Raw genomic sequence first — 15,556 nt, 5'->3', positions numbered from 1 at the left:
ATGAGCCTGCTCGAGATCCGGCAGCTGTCGGTGGACTATCCCGGCGAGCGCGGGCGCGACGGCACGCGGGCGCTCGCCGGCGTCGACCTGTCGATCGAGGCGGGCGAATTCGTGGTGGCGGTGGGCGCGTCCGGCTGCGGCAAGACCACCTTGCTGAACTGCATCGCCGGTTTCGTCGAGCCGGGCGCCGGCGAGGTGCGCATCGACGGCGCGCCGGTGAGCGGGCCGGGTGCCGATCGCGGCGTGGTGTTCCAGAAATACGCGCTGCTGCCGTGGCTCGACGTGCTTGACAACGTCGCGCTCGGGCTGCGTTTCCAGCGTGTGCCGAAGGCCGAGCGCCATGCGCGCGCGCGCCGGATGCTCGCGCTGGTCGGGCTCGAACGGCACGCCCATGCGCGCGTCTACGAACTTTCGGGCGGCATGCAGCAGCGCGTGGGTATCGCGCGCGCGCTCGCCGGCGAGCCGCGCGTGCTGCTGATGGACGAGCCGATGGGCGCGCTCGACGCGCTCACGCGCGAGTCGATGCAGGCGCTCGTGCTCGATCTGTGGGCGCGCACCGGCAAGACGGTGTTCTTCATCACGCACGACGTGGAGGAGGCGCTGTTTCTCGGCACGCGCGTGGTGGTGATGACGCCGGGGCCGGGGCGCATCGCCGAATCGCATGCGCTGCCGTTCGCACGGCGCTACGTGGACACGCGCGATGCGCGCGCCGTGAAGTCCGCGCCCGATTTCATCGCATGGCGCGAGCGGCTGATCGGCCTGCTGCATCGGCGTGACGCGACGGAGGCGGCATGAGCGGGCGCGACGAAGGGCGGGGCGGCACGGCGTTCGATGTTGCGGAGGCGGGTGCGATGGGGCGTGAGGTCGAGTCGTTCGGGACGGATCGGGCGAGCGCCGAGGCCGGTTTGCGTGAGCATGCCGCCGATTTGTCGCGAGCCAATCCGGCCCGCGCGGGCACCGGCGAGGCGACGCAGGCCGCTGCTGTCGCGTCCGGTTCGCATGGCACGCCGCCGTCCCGCCGGACGACCACGCGCCGTCGCCCGCATCACGGCTCGCGGCGCCCCGGCGACGGCCCGACGGCCGCGCTCAGCGGCGCGTCGGTGGCCGGGCTCGCGCTGCTCTGGTGGGCCGCGACGCACTTCGGCTGGGTGCCGCCGCTGTTCCTGCCGGCACCGGCGGCGGTCTGGCGCGCGTTCGTCGATGCGTGGCACGGCAACCTGCAGGGCGGCGTGCCGCTTGCCGAGCATCTGGGCTGGAGCGCGCTGCGCGTGTTCGGCGCGTTCGCGCTGGCCGCGCTGATCGGCATCCCGGTCGGCATCCTGATGGGCGTGAGCCGCGTCGCGCGCGGGCTGCTCGATCCGCCGCTCGAGTTCTACCGGCCGCTGCCGCCGCTCGCCTATCTGCCGCTGGTGGTGATCTGGTTCGGCATCGACGAGACCGCCAAGATCGTGGTGATCTTTCTCGCCTGTTTCGCGCCGATCGCGATGGCCGCGCGTGCCGGCGCGCGCAGCGCGACGCGCGAGCAGATCGCCGCGGCCTGGTCGCTCGGCGGCAGCGCCGAGCAGGTGGTGCGCCATGTGGTGCTGCCGGCCGCGCTGCCCGAGATCCTGACCGGGCTGCGGATCGCCATCGGCTTCGGCTGGACCACGCTGGTGGCCGCCGAGATGGTGGCCGCCACGGCCGGGCTCGGGCAGATGGTGCTCAACGCGTCGAGCTTCCTGCGCACCGACGTGGTGGTGATGGGGATCGTGCTGATCGGCCTGATCGCCTGGGGCTTCGATCTGGCGATGCGTGCGCTGGAGCGGCGGCTCGTGCCGTGGAAGGGACGCGGATAGGGCAGGTGCCAAGCGCCAAGCGGCCGGCTGGCGCCGCCGCGTTCCACCGGAGCCGCGCCATCCGCCGCGCCGCATCCACACCGCATCCCGCCCCGGCCCAAAGCCCGCCCTGTCAATCCCCGACCGCCACCCCTTCGCGCCGAGGATCGGCGCCGCCGAGCCACAGCGACTGCCCGTCCACGCTGATCCGCTGCAGCCCGGCCAGCCCCGACGCCACCTCGACCATCCGCACGTCATGCCCGCGCCGCCGCAGCGCGTCGGCGAGCGCGTCGGACACGCGTCCGCGTTCCAGCTCGGTCGGGCCGTTGCGCGAGCCGACGTAGGGCAGCGCGATCGCCTGCTGGATCGTCAGCCCCTGGTCGCCGACGCCGACCAGCGTCTTCGCGGCGTCCACGCCGTCGGCCGCGCCCAGCACCAGCGCCACGCGCCGCGTGCCGCGCTCGAACACGAGTTCGGGCGCGAGCGACGAACGCGGACGCTTGCCGCCCTCGACGCGGTTCGCGAGCGGCTGGCCGCGATTGGGCGGCAGATGCGAGAAGGCGTCGAGGCCGTCGTTGAGCAGGAAGCCGCGCACCATCAGCTTCGCGCCGAACGGGCGCCCGAGCCCCGAACTCATCGACACGGCCGCACCGTAGCGATCGACGATCGACAGCTGGCTCGCGGCCGGCTCGGTCGCGGCCGGGTCGTCGCCGAACGCGCCCGCGAGCGACGCGCCGTCCGGCAGGCCCGCGCTCGCGCGGCCGGTGTCGGTCTCGCCGATCCGCTGCGCGCGCTGCGCGAGATAGGCGGGCGCGACCAGCCGCTGCCAGTCGGCGCCCGGCCCGCCCGGCGCCGCGATGAAGTCGGGGTCGGCGACGTAGCGTGCGCGGTCGGCGTAGGCCAGCCGCCCCGCCTCGCTGAACAGGTGCGCGGCGAGCGGCGTGGGCTCGAGGCCCGACGCCGTGCGCACCGGCTGCTGCGTGGCCGGCTTGCGCCAGTCGGGCCGCGCCTCGAGGATGCCGAGCAGCTGCGCGACGACGAGCCCGCCCGAGGACGGCGGCGGCATCCCGCAGACGGTCCAGTTGCGATAGTCGGTGCAGAGCGGCGTGCGCGGCCGGGCGCGGTAGCGCGCGAGATCCTGCAGCGTCAGCCGCCCGGGGTTGGCCGCCGGCTTGCCGACCCGCGCGACGATCTCGCGCGCGATCGGGCCTTCGTAGAACGCGTGCGCGCCACCGCCCGCGATCTGTCGCAGGGTGGCCGCGAGCGCGGGGTTGCGCAGCAGCGTGCCGGCCGCCTTCGGCTGGCCGTCGCGGTCGTAGTAGAGCGCGCGCGCGGCGGGGTCGTCGCGCAGCGCCGGCTCGCGCGCGAGCAGCGCGGCCAGGCGCGGGCTGATCGGCACGCCCTGCTCGGCGAGCCGGATCGCCGGCTGGAACAGCCGCTTCCACGGCAACCGGCCGTGCTCGCGATAGGCCGTCTCCAGCATGCGCAGCGTGCCCGGCACGCCGACCGCGCGCGCGCCGGATTCGCCGGACGTGCCGTCGGCGCCGGCGAACAGGCGCCCGTTCGCGGCGGCCGGCGCCGTTTCGAGGCCGTCGAGCGCCTCGGTGGTCTTGCCGTCGCTGAACAGCAGGAATGCGCCGCCGCCGAGGCCGGACGACTGCGGTTCGACGAGCGTGAGCACCATCTGGGCCGCGATCGCCGCGTCGACGGCGCTGCCGCCCGCCTTCAGGATCTCGGCGCCGGCCTGCGCGGCGAACGGGTTGGCGGCGACGATCATCTCGCGCCGCGCGGTCCAGCCCGGCTTGTCGGTCCAGCGGGTGGCGGCCTCGGCGCGCGCCGCGTCGGCGTCGTCCGTGCCGCCGGCAGCCGAGGCGGCGGCCGGCCCCGACGCGCTCGCTGCGCCCGGCGCATGCGATGCCGACGGCGTGGTCGAGGTCGAGCAGGCGCTCAGCGCGACCAGCAGGACGGCGGCGGCAGTGGCGGCCAGGGCGGTGGCGGCGGCGTTGGCGGGCAAGGTCGGGCGCGGGCGAATCCGGTCGATCATCGATTACCTCGGAAGGAGCGTCGGAAAAAAAGTGGGCGCGGGCGGCGCGCCATTGTCGCCGCTCGCACGGGGTGGCGTCATCCGTCGAATCCCTCGACGGCCGCGAGCGGGGCGCCAAGCATCAGCGTCATCCGCCAGGTCGATCGACCGCGCGCCCCGACTTGCGCGCCTCGTCGAGGATGAACTCGATGAAGGTGGCCATCGCGCGCGTATGGTGGCGGTTCGGCATGTAGAGCAGCGCCATGCGCGTGCCGAAGATGCTGAGCCGGTACGCGTCGAGCGTGGTGACCACGGCGCCGCGGCGCCAGTCGTCGTGGATCACGTAGTCGGGCACGATGCCCACGCCGAGCCCGGCCAGCACGGCCTGGCGCAGGAACGGGAAGTTCTCGGAGATCAGCGTGGGGGCGAGCAGCACTTCGTGGCGCTCGCTGTCGAGATAGGCGGCGATCCGCAACTGCCGCCCGACCACGGTGGCGGTGATCACGGGCGCGTCGGCCAGTGCGTCGAGCGTGGCCGGCATGCCGTGGCGCGCGGCGAACTCGGGCGACGCGCAGGCCACGTAGCGCACCGCGCCCATGTCGCGCGCGACGAGGTTCGGCGGCGCCTCGGCCAGCACGCGCACGGCGATGTCGACTTCGTCGCGCAGCAGATCCTCGACGCGGTTTTCGAACACCACGTCGAGCACGATGCCGGGATGGCGCCGCTTGAACGCGATCAGCCAGTCCGACATCACGATCTGCCCATAGCCGCTCGGCACCGACAGCCGCACGCGCCCCTGCAGCTCCTGGCCCAGCGTGGCCACCGTCTCGCGCGCGGCCAGCAGCTCGTGCTGGATGCGCCGGCCGTGCTCGACGAGCCGCAGCGCCACCTCGGTCGGCTCGATGCGCCGCGTGGTGCGCCGCACCAGTTGCAGGCCGACCGACTTCTCCAGCTGGTTGAGCCGGTAGCTCACGTTGGCGCGGCTCATCTTGAGCCGGCGCGCGGCGTTGCTGAGGTTGCCGGCGTCGAGGATCTCGACGAGCAGCGTCAACGCGTTCAGGTCCATCCCGGTGTCCACCCGCCGATTGTCAAGGAAACTTTGACAGCTTGTAAAACGATCCTGGAATTGTCAATCGGGCTGGATCAATCGAGAATCGACGGCATTGCAATGCGCACCGCCGATTGCTCCGCTGCCCGCTGCCGTAGCCGGCCGCCACGCGCGCCGCCATTCCCTCCGAGGAGACCCGATGTCCACGCCGCTTCCGCCCGCCTCCGGCACCGTCACGCGCGAGCGCCGTGACGAGGTGCTCGTCGTCACCGTCGACCATCCGCCCGTCAACGCGCTGTCCGCCGAGGTGCGGCGCGGCCTCGCCGAGGCGTTCGACGCGGCCGCCGCCGATGCCGCCGTGGCGGCGGTGCTGATCGTCGGCGCGGGCCGCAACTTCATCGCCGGCGCCGACATCCGCGAGTTCGGCAAGCCGCCGCAGCCGCCCGCGCTGCCCGACGTGTGCCGCCGCATCGAGGACAGCGCGAAGCCGGTGGTGGTGGCGCTGCACGGCGCGACGCTGGGCGGCGGGCTCGAGGTGGCGCTGGCCGCGCATTACCGGATCGCGCTGCCGGGCGCCACGCTCGGCCTGCCCGAGGTGCTGCTCGGGCTGCTGCCCGGCGCCGGCGGCACCCAGCGCGCGCCGCGCCTGATCGGCGCGGCCGCGGCGCTCGACCTGATGCTGAGCGGGCGGCACGTGGGCGCCGGGGCCGCGCTCGGGCTCGGCCTCGTCGATCGCGTGGCCGCCAGCGACGACACGCTGGCCGAAGGGCTCGCCTACACGCACGAGTTGCTGGCCGCCGCGGCGCCGGTGCGCCGCACCCGCGACGCGCAGGGCCTGGCCGACCGCGCCGCGGCCGAGGCGGCCATCGAAGCCGCGCGCGCCGAGCTGGCGCGGCGCGCGCGCGGGCTGTTCTCGCCGCAGCGCATCGTCGAGGCGGTGCAGGCCGCGCTGACGCTGCCGTTCGACGCCGGCCTGCAGCGCGAGCGCGAGCTGTTCATGGCCTGCCTCGACAGCCCGCAGCGCGCGGGCCTGGTCCACGCGTTCTTCGCCGAGCGCGAGGCCGCCAAGGCGCCGGGCGTCGAGGGCGCGGCGGCGCGGCCGGTCGAGCGCGTCGGCGTGGTGGGCGGCGGCACGATGGGCGCCGGCATCGCGGTGGCGGTGCTCGACGCCGGGCTGCCGGTGACGATGATCGAGCGCGACGCGACCTCGCTCGAACGCGGCCGCGCCCACGTCGCGAAGGTCTACGACGCGCTGGTCGCGAAAGGGCGGCTCAGCGCCGAGGCACGCGACGCGCGGCTCGCGCGCCTGGCCGGCAGCACCGCCTACGACGCGCTCGCCGACGCCGATCTCGTGATCGAGGCGGTGTTCGAGGAGATGGCCGTCAAGCAGGCCGTGTTCGCCGAACTCGCGCGCGTGACGAAGCCGGGCGCGGTGCTTGCCACCAACACCTCGTATCTCGACATCGACGCGCTGGCCGCCACCACCGGCGCGCGCGCGGGCGACGTGATCGGCCTGCACTTCTTTTCGCCTGCGCATCGGATGAAGCTGCTCGAGATCGTCGTGCCGGCGCGCGTGAATGCCGAGGTGGTGGCCACCGCGTTCGGCTTCGCGAAGCGGCTGCGCAAGGTGGCGGTGCGCGCGGGCGTCTGCGACGGTTTCATCGGCAACCGGCTCTTGGCCGTCTACCGCACGGCCGCCGACACCCTTATGGAAGATGGCGCGTCGCCGTATGAGATCGACGCGGCGATCCGCGGCTTCGGCTTCCCGATGGGACCATACCAGGTGATCGATCTGGCGGGCGGCGACATCGGCTGGGCCACGCGCAAGCGCCGCGCGGCCACCCGCGATCCGGCGCTGCGCTACGTGGCGATCGCCGACCGGCTCTGCGAGCGCGGCTGGTTCGGGCAGAAGACGCAGCGCGGCTTCTACCGCTATCCGGACGGCGCGCGCGGCGGCCAGCCCGACCCGGAAGTGGAGGCGATCGTCGCGGCCGAGCGCGCGGCCAAGGGCATCGTGCCGCGCGCGTTCGACGCCGACGAGATCGTGCGCCGCTACCTGGCCGCGATGATCAACGAGGCGGCCAACGTGCTGCACGAGAAGATCGCGCTGCGCCCGCTCGACGTGGACGTGGTGCTGGTCCACGGCTACGGCTTTCCGCGCCATCATGGCGGCCCGCTCCATTATGCCGACACGCTCGGCCTCGCCGAGGTGCTGGCCGAGATCCGCCGCTATGCCGCCGAGGATCCGGTGTTCTGGCGTCCCTCGCCGCTGCTGGTCGAGCTGGCCGAACGCGGCGAGACCTTCGCGAGCCTCAATCGCGCCGGCTGAGCGCCGCCGCCCGCGATGCGATCCCGAACCCTTCGATCCCGACCGGAGCCGATACGATGAACCTCGATTTCTCCCCCGCCGAAGAAGCGTTCCGCGACGAGGTGCGGCGCTTCCTCGCCGACGCGCTGCCGCCGGCGCTGTCGCGCAAGGTCAAGGGCGGCCTGCGCCTCACGCGCGATGACATGGCGCGCTGGCACGCGATCCTCCACGCGCGCGGCTGGCTCGCCAGCCACTGGCCGCGCGAATACGGCGGGCCGGGCTGGAGCGTCGCGCAGAAATTCCTGTTCGACAACGAATGCGCGATCGCCGGCGCGCCGCGCATCGTGCCGTTCGGCGTCAACATGCTCGGCCCGGTGCTGATCAAATACGGCAGCGAGGCGCAGAAGCGCCGCTGGCTGCCGCGCATCCTCGACGGCAGCGACTGGTGGTGCCAGGGCTACTCGGAGCCGGGCGCGGGCTCCGATCTCGCCTCGCTGCGCACGAGCGCGGTGCGCGACGGCGATCACTACGTGGTGAACGGCCAGAAGGCGTGGACCACGCTCGGCCACTACGCGAACATGATCTTCTGCCTGGTGCGCACCGCCACCGACGTGCGCAAGCAGGAGGGCATCAGCTTCCTGCTGATCGACATGGCCACGCCCGGCGTCGAGGTCCGGCCGATCGTGCTGCTCGACGGCGAGCACGAGGTGAACGAGGTGTTCTTCACCGACGTGCGGGTGCCGGCGGAGAACCTCGTCGGCGAGGAGAACCGCGGCTGGACCTACGCGAAATACCTGCTGACCTACGAGCGCACCAACATCGCCGGGATCGGCTTCTCGGTGGCCGCGCTCGACCGGCTGCGCGCGGTGGCCGCGAAGGTGCGCCGCCAAGGCCGGCCGCTCGCCGACGATCCGCTGTTCGCCGCGCGGCTCGCGCGCGTCGAGATCGAGCTGGAGAACATGAAGACCACCAACCTGCGCGTGCTCGCGGCCGTGGCGGGCGGCGGCGCGCCCGGCGCCGAGAGTTCGATGCTGAAGATCCGCGGCACCGAGATCCGCCAGGAGATCTCGTCGCTGATGCGGCGCGCGATGGGGCCTTACGCGGCGCCGTTCGTCGACGCGGCGCTCGATGCCGACGACGGTGTCGATGAGGGAATCCATCAAAGCGCCGCACTCGGCCCCGACGGCGCGGCCAGTGCCGCCGCGCAGTATTTCAACAACCGCAAGCTGTCGATCTTCGGCGGCTCGAACGAGATTCAGAAGAACATCGTCGCGAAGACGATCATCGGACTGTAACGGAACGGAGGCCGCATGGATTTCACGCACAGCGAGGATCGCCGGATGCTCGCCGATTCGCTGAACCGCTTCGTCGACGAGCAGTACGGCTTCGCGGTGCGCGAGCGCATCGTCGCCGGCGAGGCCGGCTACAGCGACGATCTCTGGCAACGCTTCGCCGGGCTCGGCGTGATCGGCGCGCTGTTCCCGGAGGCCGACGGCGGCTTCGGCGGCGCCGGCTTCGACATCGCGGTGGTGTTCGAATGCCTCGGGCGCGGCCTGGTGGTCGAGCCGTTCCTCGGCGCGCTGATGGCCGGCCGCGCGCTCGCGCTCGGCGCGGGCCGCGGGCAGGGCGATGAGGAAGGCGGCGCCGGCGCCGCGCATCGCGAGCGGCTCGCGGCGCTGCTCGACGGCCGCGCGGTGGCCGCGTTCGCGCATACCGAGCCGGGTACGCATTACGAGCCGCATCGCGTGGCGACGCGCGCGGTGCCGACCGCGCAGGGCTGGCGGCTCGACGGCGAGAAGGGCGTGGTGGCGCACGGCGGCAGCGCGACGTTCTTCGTCGTCTCGGCGCGGCTCGCGGATGCCGACGGCACGGCCGCCGGCGGCGACGACGGCGCCGATGACGGCGCCGATGACGACGACCCCGCCGGCCTCGCGCTGTTCGTGGTGCCGCGCGAGGCGCCCGGCGTGTCGGTGCGCGCCTATCCGACCATCGACGGCGGCCGCGCGGCCGAGGTGCGTTTCGAGCGCGTCGCGCTCGATGCCGGCGCGCGGCTCGCGGGCGACGGCGCCGCGCTGCTCGAACGCGTGACCGGCTTCGGGCTGCTGGCGCTCGGCGCCGAGGCGATCGGCGCGATGGACGTGGTGCGCGCGCAGACCATCGACTATCTGCGCACGCGCCGCCAGTTCGGCCAGCCGATCGGCGGCTTCCAGGCGCTGCAGCACCGCATGGCGGACCTGCTGCTCGAGATCGAGCAGGCGCGCTCGGCGGTGATCAACGCGGCGGCCGCGCTCGAACTGCCGCGCGTGGCACGCGAGCGCGCGCTGTCGGCCGCGAAGTACACGATCGGCCGCACCGGCGCGCGCGTGGCCGAGGAGGCGATCCAGCTGCACGGCGGGATCGGCATGACCTGGGAGCTGCCACTCGCGCACTACGCGAAGCGGCTCGTGATGATCGACCATGCGCTCGGCGACGAGGATCATCATCTGGCGCGCTACATCGCGCTCGGCAGGCCCTGAGCGGCAGGCGCGAGGCGACCGGCGCCAGTCCCTCGCTTCCTGCTTCGGCGCCATGCCGAGGCGGCGCCCGCGCCCGATTCGGTAGATTTTACCGGTCGATGCGTTCCAATCCGTCCGGAATACCGGACGTGACCGAATCCTGATTTCCGGAAAGCCGGATTCTCCGCGCCGGGCGAATCCTGGAAAAAATAAAGAAATCAAAGTGTTACGAGCTGACGCCGGGCTGGCATCGAGCTTGCATATCTCTGTCGCAAGGCCGACCCTCCGGCCGGACAACGACAGCAGCAAGGAGACAACCGATGACGCCCCACCCGTATCCTTCCCCCCGGATGGTCTGAGGCCGTCGCTTGTTGCGGCACGGCAGCCGCGCGGGCGAATGGCGCTCCCCCTGACATTCGCCCGCGTGCGTGACGCCGACACTCCGACTCCCTTCACCCTTCTGGAATCTGGACCCATCGTGAAGAAGAAACCGTTCTACAAAGTGCTCTACGTGCAGGTGATCTTCGCCATCATCGTCGGCGTGATCCTCGGCCATTACTACCCGTCGCTCGCCGTCGACATGAAACCGCTCGGCGACGGCTTCATCAAGCTGATCAAGATGGTGATCGGCCCGATCATCTTCTGCACGGTCGTGACCGGCATCGCCGGCATGCAGGACATGAAGAAGGTCGGCCGCGTCGGCGGCAAGGCGCTGCTCTACTTCGAGATCGTCTCGACGTTCGCGCTGATCCTCGGCCTCGCGGCCACCCACCTGCTGCGTCCGGGCTCGGGCTTCAACATCGACCCGGCCACGCTGAACGGCAAGGAAGTGGCGTCGTATGCGGCGAAGGCGCATGGCCAGTCGACGGTCGACTTCCTGATGCACATCATCCCGAACACGATGTTCGACGCGTTCGGCCAGGGCGAGATCCTGCAGATCCTGCTGATCGCGCTGCTGTTCGGCAGCGTGCTCGCGCATCTCGGCGATCGCGGCAAGGTCGTGACCGACTTCATCGAAGGCATCAGCCGCGTGCTGTTCGGCATCGTCCACATCATCACCAAGCTCGCCCCGATCGGCGCGTTCGGCGCGATGGCGTTCACCATCGGCAAGTACGGCGTGGGCTCGCTGGTGCCGCTGCTGAAGCTGATCGGCACGTTCTACCTGACCTCGGTGGTGTTCGTGGTGGTGGTGCTCGGCGCGGTGGCGCGCTACACCGGCTTCTCGATCCTGCGCTTCGTGGCCTACATCAAGGAAGAGATGCTGATCGTGCTCGGCACGAGCTCGTCGGAAGCGGCGCTGCCGCAGCTGATGGAGAAGCTCGAGAAGGCGGGCTGCGCGCGTTCGGTGGTGGGCCTCGTGGTGCCCACCGGCTACTCGTTCAACCTCGACGGCACCAACATCTACATGACGATGGCGGTGCTGTTCATCGCGCAGGCCACCAACATCGAGCTGACCTGGATGCAGCAGCTCACGCTGCTGGCGGTCGCGATGCTGACCTCGAAGGGCGCGAGCGGCGTGACGGGCGCGGGCTTCATCACGCTGGCCGCGACGCTGGCCGTGGTGCCGACCATCCCGCTCACCGGCATGGTGCTGATCCTCGGCATCGACCGCTTCATGAGCGAGTGCCGCGCGCTGACCAACATCGTCGGCAACGGCGTGGCGACGATCGTCGTCTCGGCGTGGGAGAAGGAGCTCGACCGCAACAAGCTGCGCGCCGCGCTGAACGGCGAAACCACGGTTGACGGCAGCCCCGCGAAGGTCTGACGTGAAACCCCTTGCAGCGGTGCGCGAGACGCCGCCGCTGCCCGGCGGGGCCGGAACCGGCGGCGCGACGGCGCCACGCGGGGCCGGCCCCGCCGCATTTGGGGCGGACGGCTATGCCACAATAGGCGATTCCCAATTTCCGGAAATCGCGAACGTGAAGCGCCGCCTGCTCGTCCTGCTGGTGCTCGTCGCGCTGCTCGCGGCGGCCTGCGCGCTGACCTGGACGATCACCTGGCAGCGCGGCGTGGACGACCTGCGCCGCAACGCGGCGGTGCGCGTGGACCGCACCACCAGCGCGCTGAAAAGCACGCTGGATCGCTACGAATCGCTGCCCTACCTGCTCGGCGGCCATCCGTTCGTGCAGGACGTGCTCGCCAATCCGGACTCGCCCGGCGACGTCGAGCGCGCCAACCGCTATCTCGACGACCTCACGCGCCACGCGCACGCCACCACCACCTATCTGATCGCCGCCGACGGGCACTGCGTGGCCGCCAGCAACTGGCGCGAGCCCGACAGCTTCGTCGGCATGGAGTACCGGTTCCGGCCGTACTTCATCGATGCGATGCGCGGCGGCACGGGCCGTTTCTTCGGGATCGGCACGGTCTCGCACGATCCCGGCTACTACATCTCGCAGCCGGTGCGGCGCGAGGGGCGCATCGTCGGCGTGGCGGTGGTCAAGCTCAACCTCGAATGGTTCCAGGGCGCCGACGCGTCCGAGCCGCTGGTGGTGGCCGACGATCACGGCGTGATCTTCCTGTCGTCGGTGCCGGCCTGGAAGTACCACACGCTCAAGCCGCTCACCGGCAGCGTCGCCGACTCGATCTTCACCACGCGCCAGTACGCGCAGCAGCCCGTCACGCCGGTGCCGATCCGCGTCGAGAAGGTGCTCGGCCCCGATGCCGAGATCGTGCGGCTCGGCGCCGGGATGCGCCCGCCGCGCTACCTGGCCAGCACGCGCCGGCTCGGCGAGCCCGACTGGCGGCTCGTCACGCTCGCGCCGGTCGAGCCGGTGGACACCGACGCGCGCAACGCCACCGTGGTGACCGGCTTCGGCTTCGTCTCGCTGTGCCTGTTCGCGTTCTACTGGCGCATGCGCCGCGCGCGCGTCAACGAGATGATCCGCAGCCGCACGCTGCTGCAGAACGCCTATGCCGAGCTGAACCAGCGCGTGGCCGAACGCACCGCCGATCTCTCGCAGGCCAACGAGCAACTGCAGAAGGAAGTGGGCGACCGGATCCGCGCCGAGCTGGAGCTGCGCACCGCCCACGACGAGCTCGTGCAGGCCAGCAAGCTCGCCGCGCTCGGCCAGATGGCGGCCGGCATCACGCACGAGCTGAACCAGCCGCTCGCCGCGCTGCGCAGCTTCTCCGACAACACGCGCGTGCTGCTCGACCGCGGCGAGCAGGCCGCCGCGCGCGACAACCTCGAGGCGATCGCGTCGCTGACCGAGCGGATGGGCAAGATCACCAACCAGCTTAAGCTGTTCGTCGGCCGCGCGCGGCCGCGCAACGAGCGCGCGCTGGTCTCGCGCGCGCTGCGCAACGTCGCGTCGCTGCTGCGTGAGCGGCTGCAGGGCGTGGCGCTCGGCGTCACGCTCAGCGACGCGCTGGATCCGCGGGACGGCACGCAGCGGTTCGATCCCGCGCTCGAATATCCGGACCTGGTGGCGATCTGCGAGGACCTGCGCCTCGAACAGGTGCTGATCAACCTGCTCGGCAACGCGCTCGACGCGGTCGGCGGGGTGACCGCGCCGCGCATCGACGTGACCATCGAGGCCGCGCCCGCGACGATCGCCATCACGGTGGCCGACAACGGCCCCGGCGTGCCGCCCGAACTGCTGCCGCGCCTGTTCGAGCCGTTCTTCACCACCAAGGAGATGGGGCGCGGGCTCGGCCTCGGTCTCGCGATCTCGTCGTCGATCGCCAGCGATGCGGGTGGCTCGATCATTGCGCGAAACGCACTGGATCATGGCGCGGTATTCGTCTTGACGCTGCGCCGCGCGTACACGCATCATCCGCAGACGATGTCCGCCGGCCATTGACGGGTCTCGCGGGCCGCGACATCGACAGAAATCCGGGTGACAGAAGATGGCGAACCGCCTGCAGGTGATTTATATCGAAGACGACGAACTGGTGCGACGCGCGGCCGTGCAAAGCCTGCAGCTCGCCGGGTTCGAGGTGGCCGGCTTCGGCTCGGCCGAAGCGGCCGAGAAGGCGATCCTGGGCGAGCGCGTCGGTGCGGTGGTGTCCGACATCCGGCTGCCGGGCGCGAGCGGCCTCGAACTGCTCGCGCAGTGCCGCGAGCGCGCGCCGGAGGTGCCGGTGATCCTCGTCACCGGCCATGGCGACATCACCATGGCGGTGCAGGCGATGCGCGACGGCGCCTACGACTTCATCGAGAAGCCGTTCGCCTCCGAGCGGTTGATCGAGACGGTGCGCCGCGCGATCGAGCGGCGCGAGCTGGTGCTCGAAAACCTTGCGCTGCGCCGCGAGCTGGCCGTGCAGGGCGTGGTCGCGCCGCGCATCATCGGCCGCAGCCCCGCGATCGAGCAGGTGCGAAGGCTGATCGCCAACGTCGCGCCGACCGACGCGTCGGTGCTGATCAACGGCGACACCGGCGCCGGCAAGGAGCTGATCGCGCGCAGCCTGCACGAGATGTCGCCGCGCCGCGACAAGCCGTTCATCGCCGTGAACTGCGGGGCGCTGCCCGAGCCGATGTTCGAATCGGAGATGTTCGGCTACGAGCCGGGCGCGTTCACGGGCGCCGCCAGGCGCCGCGTCGGCAAGCTCGAGTACGCCTCGGGCGGCACGCTATTTCTCGACGAGATCGAGAGCATGCCGCTCGCGCTGCAGGTGAAGCTGCTGCGCGTGCTGCAGGACGGCGTGCTGGAGCGGCTCGGCTCGAACCAGCCGATCCGCGTGAACTGCCGCGTGGTGGCCGCCGCCAAGGGCGACATGATCGAGCACGTGGCGGCCGGCACGTTCCGGCGCGACCTGCTGTACCGCCTCAACGTCGTGACGATCGCGCTGCCGCCGCTGGCCGAGCGGCGCGAGGACATCGTGCCGCTGTTCGAACACTTCATGCTCGACGCGGCCGTGCGCTACGGGCGCCCCGCGCCGCATCTCACTGACCGGCAGCGCGAGAGCCTGATCCAGCGCGACTGGCCCGGCAACGTGCGCGAGCTGCGCAACGCCGCCGACCGCTTCGTGCTCGGCGTGGTGGAGGGGCTCGCCGAGGCCGGCGCCGGTGCCGCCGAGGCGCGCGACGAGGCGGGGGGCGAGCAGTCGCTGAAGGAGCGCGTCGAGCAGTTCGAGCGCGCCGTGATCGCCGATACGCTGACGCAGACGGGCGGCGCGGTCGCGGCCACCGCCGACCGGCTGCACGTGGGCAAGGCCACGCTCTACGAGAAGATCAAGCGCTACGGGCTCTCGACCAAGGGCGAGCACGAACGCTGAGGCGAACTGCGGGGACGGGACGGGAAACGACAAGGCCGGCGGCGCCGTGAGGCGCGGCCGGCCTTTTTCGATGCGCTGCGTTCCGGTACGGCGCTTACGCGTTCGTGCCGAGCGCCTTCTGCAGCAACTGGTCGAGTTCCGCGAACTGCGGCTCGCCGACGTAGCGCTTGAGGATCTTGCCGTCGCGGTCGACCAGGAAGGTGGTCGGCGTGAGCTGGACGTTGCCGAACTGCTTGGCCACCGAGCCGTCGTCGAGCGCGACCTTGAACGGCAGCTGGCGCGTCTGCGTATAGTTGGCGACGTACATCGGCGGATCGTAGTTCATCGCCACCGCGACGAATTCGAGACCCTTGCCCTTGAAGCGGTTGTAGGTGTCGACCATCTGCGGCATTTCCTTCATGCAGGTCTCGCAGCTGGTCGCCCAGAAATTGACGAGGTAGACCTTGCCCTTCAGGTCGGACGCGGTCGAGACCTTCTGGCCCGAGAGCAGCGTGAAGGTGGCGTCGGGCACGCTCGACTTGCCGTTCAGCGCGAAATAACCGGCCACGGCGATGGCGGCGGCCACCACGGCGATCGCGACGTAGCGCAGCGGGCTGGTGCGGGAGGAAGAGGGGGAAGGGTTCATCGTCGGTACCTCGGCGGGCAGGC

General features: G+C 71.6%; 11 protein-coding genes. 8 read left to right on the top strand and 3 right to left on the bottom strand.

The window, feature by feature from the left end; all coding sequences use genetic code 11:
* Both BpN12_RS31885 and BpN12_RS31880 read left to right on the top strand, forming a co-directional pair.
* Complete coding sequence (locus tag BpN12_RS31885) at positions 1-795, top strand: taurine ABC transporter ATP-binding protein (protein ID WP_246796078.1); 795 nt, start codon at positions 1-3, stop codon at positions 793-795.
* Positions 792-1,835 (top strand): ABC transporter permease subunit, encoded by a 1,044-nt coding sequence (locus BpN12_RS31880; protein WP_246796077.1) that lies wholly within the window; start codon positions 792-794, stop codon positions 1,833-1,835. The genes BpN12_RS31885 and BpN12_RS31880 overlap by 4 nt, the downstream gene beginning before the upstream one ends.
* A 112-nt stretch (positions 1,836-1,947) precedes the next feature.
* Here the strand turns inward: BpN12_RS31880 and BpN12_RS31875 are convergent, their stop codons facing one another.
* Together BpN12_RS31875 and BpN12_RS31870 are read right to left on the bottom strand one after the other, a co-directional pair.
* A complete protein-coding gene (locus BpN12_RS31875) occupies positions 1,948-3,858 on the bottom strand; it encodes a gamma-glutamyltransferase family protein (protein WP_246796076.1) in 1,911 nt (636 codons plus the stop codon).
* A 127-nt stretch (positions 3,859-3,985) separates the two neighbouring features.
* Positions 3,986-4,903: a LysR family transcriptional regulator gene (locus tag BpN12_RS31870; protein ID WP_246796075.1), complete on the bottom strand. Its 918-nt coding sequence runs from the start codon at positions 4,901-4,903 to the stop codon at positions 3,986-3,988.
* Positions 4,904-5,084: 181 nt separating this feature from the next.
* Between BpN12_RS31870 and BpN12_RS31865 the strand changes: the two genes are divergently transcribed.
* The 6 genes from BpN12_RS31865 (at position 5,085) to BpN12_RS31840 (ending at position 14,908) form a co-directional block, all read left to right on the top strand.
* Entirely contained in the window at positions 5,085-7,214 is a 2,130-nt protein-coding gene (locus BpN12_RS31865; protein ID WP_246796074.1) for a 3-hydroxyacyl-CoA dehydrogenase NAD-binding domain-containing protein, read from the top strand.
* A 56-nt stretch (positions 7,215-7,270) separates the two neighbouring features.
* On the top strand, positions 7,271-8,488 hold the full coding sequence (locus BpN12_RS31860) for an acyl-CoA dehydrogenase family protein (RefSeq protein WP_246796073.1): 1,218 nt from the start codon (positions 7,271-7,273) through the stop codon (positions 8,486-8,488).
* A gap of 15 nt (positions 8,489-8,503) precedes the next feature.
* On the top strand, positions 8,504-9,709 hold the full coding sequence (locus BpN12_RS31855; RefSeq protein ID WP_246796072.1) for an acyl-CoA dehydrogenase family protein: 1,206 nt from the start codon (positions 8,504-8,506) through the stop codon (positions 9,707-9,709).
* A gap of 457 nt (positions 9,710-10,166) precedes the next feature.
* The gene (locus BpN12_RS31850; RefSeq protein WP_246796071.1) at positions 10,167-11,453 is read left to right on the top strand and encodes a dicarboxylate/amino acid:cation symporter; all 1,287 of its coding nucleotides are present in this window, start codon (positions 10,167-10,169) and stop codon (positions 11,451-11,453) included.
* 19 nt (positions 11,454-11,472) lie between these two features.
* On the top strand, positions 11,473-13,494 hold the full coding sequence (locus BpN12_RS31845; protein ID WP_425306384.1) for a sensor histidine kinase: 2,022 nt from the start codon (positions 11,473-11,475) through the stop codon (positions 13,492-13,494).
* Positions 13,495-13,540: 46 nt separating this feature from the next.
* Positions 13,541-14,908 carry a sigma-54-dependent transcriptional regulator gene (locus BpN12_RS31840; protein WP_246796070.1) on the top strand — a complete coding sequence of 456 codons (1,368 nt, stop codon included), beginning with the start codon at positions 13,541-13,543 and terminating at the stop codon, positions 14,906-14,908.
* A 94-nt stretch (positions 14,909-15,002) separates the two neighbouring features.
* Here BpN12_RS31840 and BpN12_RS31835 read toward each other — a convergent pair whose 3' ends face one another.
* Positions 15,003-15,533, bottom strand: a complete 531-nt coding sequence (locus BpN12_RS31835; protein WP_246796069.1) for a TlpA disulfide reductase family protein — start codon at positions 15,531-15,533, stop codon at positions 15,003-15,005.
* Positions 15,534-15,556 lie beyond the last annotated feature (23 nt).

This window comes from Burkholderia perseverans (assembly GCF_022870505.1).
GTDB lineage: Bacteria > Pseudomonadota > Gammaproteobacteria > Burkholderiales > Burkholderiaceae > Burkholderia > Burkholderia plantarii.
This window is presented reverse-complemented; position numbering and strand designations above follow the sequence as displayed.